The organism is Acidimicrobiia bacterium, assembly GCA_029210695.1.
Classification (GTDB): domain Bacteria; phylum Actinomycetota; class Acidimicrobiia; order Spongiisociales; family JAHEDJ01; genus JAHEDJ01.
In genome coordinates this window covers 1-5,985 of sequence record JARGFH010000107.1, presented here as the reverse complement: position 1 = coordinate 5,985, position 5,985 = coordinate 1, and the positions used below count along the sequence as shown (strand labels likewise).

The window sequence follows — 5,985 nt, the reverse complement described above, 5'->3', positions numbered from 1 at the left end:
TTCTCCCAGGTCAGAAGGCATTTTCTATGTCAATCCCAACCGTCAGACACCGATCAGACCGGTGGATCCAGGCTTAGGAGGACACCATGGCGAGCAACGAGGCCATAGTCAGAGCCGAGATAGATGCATCTGTGGAAGGGCGCACCGTCGTTGACGTTTTCGCCAGCAACGCGACCGAGCATCCATCCCGACCGGCCTTTCATTGGCGCGAAGGCGATGTGTGGAAGGAGCTCACCTGGTCGGAATATCGAACCCAAGTGCTCGAGGTGGCGGCCGGCCTCATCGACCTGGGAGTTGGTCGCGGCGACTTCGTGGCGCTGATGGCCTCCAACCGACCGGAGCATGTGATCGCCGACCTGGGTGTCATGCACGCGGCTGCCACGCCGGTGACGCTCTACTCGACGCTGGCGACCCAGCAAGTGGCCTACATCGGCGCCCACTGCGGAGCACGGGTAGCAATCCTGGAGAACCTCGAGTTCATGAAGCGGTGGGAAGAGGCGAAGCCAGAACTTCCGAACCTCGAATACATCGTTCTGATGGAAGGTGCCGAGAATTACGCGAACACCGACTGGGTTTTGTCGTGGGATGATCTGCTCGCCCGTGGCAAGGCTCGACTAGCGGCGACCCCGGACCTCGTCGACGCACGCAGTTCCGAGTTGACTCCCAACGACATCGCCACCCTGATCTACACCTCCGGCACCACCGGGACGCCGAAGGGCGTTGTAATAACCCACTACAACGTCCTGTGGACGGTCGAGTCGACAGAACGGACGATCAGCCTCCCGCGCCATCCCCGGCTCGTGTCTTTCCTACCGCTGGCCCATATCGCCGAACGGGTCGCCAGCCACTACCTGGGACTGCAGTACGTCGGTGAGGTCTGGTACTGCCCGGACATGACCCAGGTACTCGAGTACGTGCAGGAAGCCAAGCCCAACATCTTCGTGGCCGCCCCGCGGGTCTACGAGCGGTTCCAGGCGGGATTGATGGCGCGGTTGGAAGGCGAGGAAGGTCTGAAACGGACCCTGGCGATGGCGGCCATCAAAACCGGCGAGGAGGTCGTGCGTCTCCAACAGCAGGGGAAGCCGATTCCCTTCCTGACCGGACTGCGGCACAAGGTGCTCGACAAGATCGTGCTCACCAAGATCCTCGACGGACTCGGCATGGGCGAGGTGACCGTTGCCATCTCAACGGCCGCGCCGATTGCGCCCGAACTCCTCGAGTTCTTCCAGGGGATCGGCCTGCCGCTCTTCAAGCTGTGGGGGATGAGCGAGCTGAGCGGTCCCGGCACCACCAATCTGCCGGGGGCCAACAAGATCGGCACGGTCGGACGGGCAATCGCCGGTGGAGAGGTCAAACTCGCCGCCGACGGTGAGTTGATGATGACCGGAGGCAATGTCACCGCCGGCTACTTCAAGATGCCGAACGAAACTACCGAGACGTTCGTCGACGGCTGGGTGTTGACCGGCGATCTCGCCGAGATCGATGCCGACGGGTTCGTCTCGATCGTCGACCGTAAGAAGGAACTGATCATCACGGCCGGTGGCAAGAACATCGCACCGACCAAGCTCGAGGGTTTGATCAAGAATCATCCGCTCGTCGGCCAGGCGTGTGTGATCGGCGACCGCAGGAAGTACCTCAGCGCCCTCGTCGTGCTCGACGGAGACATGGCGCCGGCCTGGGCCGAACGGCAGGGGATTCCCTACACGGACATGGCATCGTTCTCGCAACTGCCGGAGATCCAGGCCGAGGTGCAGAAGGCGGTCGATGAGGCGAACGAACATGTCGCCAGGGTCGAACAGATCAAACGGTTCGTCGTGCTACCAAACGAGTGGACGCCCGAGAGCGAAGAGCTCACCCCGACGCTCAAGCTGAAGCGACGGGTGATCCACGAACGCTACGCTGAGGCGATCGAGGGTCTATACGTCTGAGTCGCTGATTCGAGGAGCCGTTCATGGAGTCGTACGAGGTCACCGCCACGATCAACGCCACACCTGAGGCCGTCTGGGCCGTCCTGGTTGACGCGTCCGGATACACCGGATGGGACTCCGGCGTCGAACGAGTGGAAGGCTCGATCGCGTTCGACAACAAGATCAAGGTCTACTCGAAGGTCAATCCGGGTCGTGCGTTTTCCGTGAGAGTGACAGGGCTGGATGTTCCCTCCAGTATGACGTGGACCGGCGGGATGCCGTTCGGGCTGTTCAAAGGGGTACGGACGTTCACGTTGACGCCCGAGAGCGAGACGGTGACGAGATTCGACATGCGCGAGGAGTACACCGGTCTGTTCCTGCAACCGATCTGGAGGTCGATGCCCGATCTGCTGCCCTCGTTCAAGCAGTTCGCCAAAGGATTGAAAGACAAGGCTGAACGGCCGGCGTGACGCAGGGTCGAGAACGAGTAGGGCCGGCCTTGGAACCACGTAGCCTGGCGACATGACCACCTGGTGGCAGAGCGCCGTCGTTTATCAGGTCTATCCGCGCAGTTTCGCCGATTCCGACGGTAACGGGGTGGGTGATCTGCGCGGCGTGATCGACATGCTCGACTACCTCTCAGACACTCTCGGCGTCGATGCCATCTGGTTGTCGCCCTTCTACCCATCTCCTATGAAGGACTTCGGCTACGACGTGTCGGACTTCTGCGACGTCGATCCGATCTTCGGCACGTTGGAGGATTTCGATGAGTTGCTGTCGTCCGCCCACGATCGGGGCCTGAGGATCATCATCGACCTCGTGCCGAACCACACCTCCGACCGGCACCCGTGGTTCATCGAGTCGCGTTCGTCACGGATCAACCCGAAACGCGACTGGTACGTCTGGCGGGATCCCAAAGAGGACGGGTCGCCTCCGAACAACTGGCTGTCCGGTTTTGGAGGCAAAGCGTGGAGGCTCGATGAATTGACGGGGCAGTACTACCTCCACTCATTCCTCGTCTCCCAGCCCGATCTCAACTGGCGCAACCCGCAGGTGCAAGAGGCGATGTTCGATGTCGTCCGGTTCTGGCTCGACCGCGATGTCGACGGCTTCCGGCTAGATGTCGCCCACTTGATCATGAAGGACCCTGAGCTGCGCGACAACCCTCCGGCCCCGTTTGTCGACGCCTCGTTCAAGGCGTTGGGTGAGTACGACGCACAACTCCACCTGTACGACAAGGGCCACCCGGACGTCCACCGGGTGTTCCGCGACCTGCGTGCCGTCGTCGATTCTTACCCGGGCGATCGGTTCACGGTGGGTGAGATCCACATCTTCGACTTCGATGAATGGGCGAAGTACTACGGAGACGACCTAGACGAGCTGCATATGCCGTTCAACTTCTCGCTCATCTGGGCGCCGTGGGACGCAGGCCGCTTTCGCCAACTGGTGGAGGCCGTCGAGGCGTCCGTCCCGGAGGGCGGCTGGCCGAATTACGTGCTCGGGAATCACGACGAGCGCCGACTGGTGGGAAGGTACGGAGCCGATCAGGCCCGGGTGGCGGCCATGCTCCTGCTGACGCTGCGGGGAACGCCGACGTTGTACTACGGGGACGAACTCGGGTTGACAAATGCGGAGATCCCGCGCGACCGGCAGCAGGATCCGTGGTCGCTGCAGGAACCCACCGTTGAGTCGCGGGACGGTTGTCGCACGCCGATGCCGTGGGATGGGTCTCCGACGGCCGGGTTTTCGCCGCCTGGGTCGGCCAAACCGTGGCTCCCGATCCCCGACGACCACCGGCAGCTGAACGTCGATGCCCAGTTCGAGAATCCCAGGTCGATGCTGCACCTCTACCGGCGCTTGCTGGAGTTCCGGCGCGGAAGTGATGTGCTCCGATTCGGGTCGTATCGCTCGCTCAGGACCGCTGAGGGCGTCTTCGCATACGAGCGTACGCTGGGCGCCGAGCGCCTCGTCGTGGCGCTCAACTTCACCGAGGATGAGCGAGTGGTTTCGACCGGACCAGGCGAGATCGAGGTCTCGACCGACATGGACCGGGATGGACCGGTGCAGAAGCGACTCATCCTGAGATCGCACGAAGGCGTGATCCTGCGGCCGGCGTGATGTGTCGGCCTGCCAAGAGCCCCCCTACCCCCGCCTGCCGGCGGCGGTACTTTCCCCCCTGCGGGGGGACCGAGGCCCCCCTACCCCCGCCTGCCGGCGGCGGTACTTTCCCCCTGCGGGGGGACCGAGGCCCCCCTACCTCCGTCTGCGGCGGCGGTACTTTCCCCCCTGCGGGGGGACCGAGGCCCTCTACCTCCGTCTGCGGCGGCGGTACTTTCCCCCCTGCGGGGGGACCGAAGAACTACCCAGTGAAAACCGTATGGGTCCAGGATCACCGAGCCTTCCAGCGCACGGTCGGTGAAGGCGTCGGTGCCCGACGGAATCTCTACCCCCGCACGGCGGTCGGCGAAGTTGACCGCCACGAATAGCGAGTCGTCTTCGTGGCTCAGCCGGAACGCCAGAACGGCCGAATCGGCCGGCTCGATCCATTCGACGGCACCCCGCCCGAAGGCCGGGTGGCGGCCTCTGGTGGCGATTGTCCGCCGCACCCAGTGGAGCAGCGACTCCGGATCGGCCTCCTCGGCGGCCACGTTCAGCGATGCGTAGCCGTAGACCGGGTCGGCTATGGCCGGAGCGTAGAGGGCATCTGGTGGGGCAGATGAGAAGCCGGCGTTCGGTGAGTCATCCCATTGCATGGGAGTACGGACGCCGTCGCGGTCGGGCAGGTCGAGGTCATCGCCCATCCCGATCTCGTCGCCGTAGTAGAGGAAAGGTGATCCGGGCAACGAAAACAGCAGCGCCAGCATCAGGCGGATCTTGCGGGGGTCGTTGCCCAGCAGGGGGGCCAGGCGGCGCCGGATGCCAACGTTCAGCGGGGCCCGGGGGTCGCGGGCGTACGTATCGAGCATCAGGGCCCGCTCTTCGTCGGTGACCATCTCGAGGGTCAACTCGTCGTGGTTGCGAACGAAGATGCCCCACTGTGCGACCGCCGGGATGGGAGGTGTCCCGGCCAGGATCTCCTGGACGGGAGTCCGGTCGCCGAGGGCCATTGCCATGTAGAGCCTCGGCATGAGCGGGAAGTGGTAGTTCATGTGGCTCTCATCCCCGTCGCCGAAATAGGCAACAGCCTCTTCGGGCCACTGGTTCGCCTCGGCCAGCAGCATGGTTCCCGGGTAGTGCTCGTCGATGTACGCCCGGAACTCCTTTAGGAAGGCGTGGGTCTCGGGAAGGTTCTCCCCATTGGTCCCGTCCCGCACAAAGAGATACGGCACGGCATCCAGCCGCATCCCGTCGACGCCCATCCCGAGCCAGAAGTCGGCGACCTCGTAGACGGCTTCCCCGACCGCCGGGTTGTCGTAGTTGAGATCGGGTTGATGCGAGAAGAAGCGATGCCAGTAGAAGGCGCCGGCTTCGTCGTCCCAGGCCCAGTTGGAGTCCTCCGAGAAGGTGAAGATGATCCGGGCCTCCGGGAATTTCGTATCGGTGTCGCTCCACACATAGAAGTCGCGTTCCGGGGACCCGGCGGGCGCCCGCCTGGCCCGCTGGAACCACGGGTGGTCGACCGAGGTGTGGTTGATGACGAGTTCTGTGACCACCTTCAATCCTCGTTGGTGGGCAGCTTCGACGAAGGTCCGGAAGTCGTCGAGGTCGCCGTAGCGAGGATCGATCGCCCGGAAGTCGGCGATGTCGTATCCGTCGTCCCGCAGAGGGGATGGGTAGAAGGGGAGCACCCAGATAGCGGTGACGCCGAGCGCGGCGATGTAGTCGAGCTTTGAGATCAAACCGGCGAAATCGCCGAACCCGTCGCCGTTGCCATCACGGAATGAGCGAATCGGAACCTCGTAGAAGACGGCGTCCTTGTACCAGTCGTATGGAACGGGCATTAGCGCATCGTAGATCCTGAGCAGGCCCATTGCTCGTCACCGGGGTGCATCGCCCGGTTCTTCTAGGTGGCTGCCGAAAAAGTGGCTTTCGGTGAGGTTGGTTGGCGGCGGGCCAGTCGTGGGTGATGCCGGAGACC

3 protein-coding genes and 1 pseudogene are annotated in these 5,985 nt (G+C 63.5%); 3 read left to right on the top strand and 1 reads right to left on the bottom strand.

What is annotated here, in order from left to right; all coding sequences use genetic code 11:
• Positions 1 to 86: 86 nt before the first annotated feature.
• From P1T08_18055 to P1T08_18045, 3 genes are read left to right on the top strand one after another with little or no spacing between them, the layout of a single operon-like run.
• A complete protein-coding gene (locus P1T08_18055; GenBank protein ID MDF1597982.1) occupies positions 87 to 1,928 on the top strand; it encodes a long-chain fatty acid--CoA ligase in 1,842 nt (613 codons plus the stop codon).
• A 23-nt stretch (positions 1,929 to 1,951) separates the two neighbouring features.
• Complete coding sequence (locus P1T08_18050; GenBank protein ID MDF1597981.1) at positions 1,952 to 2,377, top strand: SRPBCC domain-containing protein; 426 nt, start codon at positions 1,952 to 1,954, stop codon at positions 2,375 to 2,377.
• A gap of 52 nt (positions 2,378 to 2,429) precedes the next feature.
• A complete protein-coding gene (locus tag P1T08_18045) occupies positions 2,430 to 4,025 on the top strand; it encodes an alpha-amylase family glycosyl hydrolase (GenBank protein ID MDF1597980.1) in 1,596 nt (531 codons plus the stop codon).
• Positions 4,026 to 4,390: 365 nt separating this feature from the next.
• On the opposite strand, the pseudogene treS reads toward P1T08_18045, so the two are convergent.
• A pseudogene (gene treS / locus P1T08_18040) lies at positions 4,391 to 5,848 on the bottom strand (maltose alpha-D-glucosyltransferase).
• Positions 5,849 to 5,985 lie beyond the last annotated feature (137 nt).